Annotated in this window: 1 rRNA gene (running past one end of the window); it reads left to right on the top strand. The window is 49.7% G+C overall.

From position 1 onward, the window contains the following. A 23S ribosomal RNA gene (locus tag RUMTOR_RS14035) occupies positions 1–1,466 on the top strand (its annotated part continues 191 nt past the right edge of the window); the annotation flags it as partial.

The following is a 1,466-nucleotide window of genomic DNA, read 5'->3' on the forward strand; positions in this document are numbered from 1 at the left end:
CCGGGAGGGGAGTGAAAAAGAACCTGAAACCATATGTTTACAAGCTGTGGAACATCTTTATATGATGAACCGCGTACTTTTTGTAGAACGGTCCGGCGAGTTACGCTGGCTGGCGAGGTTAAGCACTGAAGGTGCGGAGCCGAAGGGAAACCAAGTCTGAATAGGGCGAAAGTCAGTCGGAGTAGACCCGAAACCGGGTGATCTATCCATGTCCAGGTTGAAGTTGCCGTAAAAGGCAATGGAGGACCGAACCCACATCCGTTGAAAAGGGTGGGGATGAGGTGTGGATAGGGGAGAAATTCCAATCGAACCCGGAGATAGCTGGTTCTCCTCGAAATAGCTTTAGGGCTAGCCTCATACAAGTCTTGCGGAGGTAGAGCACTGAATTCCTACGGGGGCGTCAAAGCTTACCAAGGGATATCAAACTCCGAATGCCGTGTAGATGATGTATGGGAGTCAGACTATCCGAGATAAGTTGGGTAGTCGAAAGGGAAAGAGCCCAGACCTGCAGCTAAGGCCCCAAAATGTGTGTTAAGTGGAAAAGGATGTGGGATTTCGAAGACAACTAGGATGTTGGCTTAGAAGCAGCCATCCATTAAAAGAGTGCGTAATAGCTCACTAGTCGAGAGGTCCTGCGCCGAAAATGTCCGGGGCTGAAACACACTGCCGAAGCTCAGGGATGAACAGTGATCAATACAGATCAATGCAAGAGGAAAGCTTCTTGATGAAATCAAGAAGATTCCAAAACAGATGAAACAGACTGCTGTTGGTCTGCGTTGATCACTGTTCATCGGTAGAGGAGCATTCTTAAAGAGACGAAGCTGTACCGAAAGGAGCAGTGGATTTTTAAGAAGAGAGAATGCCGGAATGAGTAGCGAGAAAGAGGTGAGAATCCTCTTGGCCGAATATCTAAGGTTTCCAGGGTAAAGCTGATCTGCCCTGGGTAAGTCGGGGCCTAAGGCGAGGTCGAAAGACGTAGTCGATGGATAACAGGTTGAAATTCCTGTACTATCCTGTAACAGAACTGTGGGGACGCAGACAGAGAGCACAAGCCGGGAATGGAAAGACCGGTGCAAGCGAGGTAGGAGTACATCAGGCAAATCCGGTGTGCAATCCGAAGACGTGATGCGGATCGAAAAGAAGTAGAGAAGTGTGTGAGCTGGCTGCCAAGAAAAGCCGCTATTGTTTACAGGATACCCGTACCGTAAACCGACACAGGTGGATGAGGAGAGAATCCTAAGGCCGACGGGAGAAGCATTGTTAAGGAACTCGGCAAAATGACTCCGTAACTTCGGGAGAAGGAGTGCCATGCGAATGGCCGCAGAGAATTGGCCCAAGCAACTGTTTAGCAAAAACACAGGTCTATGCGAAACCGAAAGGTGAGGTATATGGGCTGACGCCTGCCCGGTGCTGGAAGGTTAAGGGGAGAGGTTAGCGCAAGCGAAGCTTTGAACTTAAGCCCCAGT

The sequence above is a fragment of the [Ruminococcus] torques ATCC 27756 genome (assembly GCF_000153925.1).
Lineage (GTDB): Bacteria > Bacillota > Clostridia > Lachnospirales > Lachnospiraceae > Mediterraneibacter > Mediterraneibacter torques.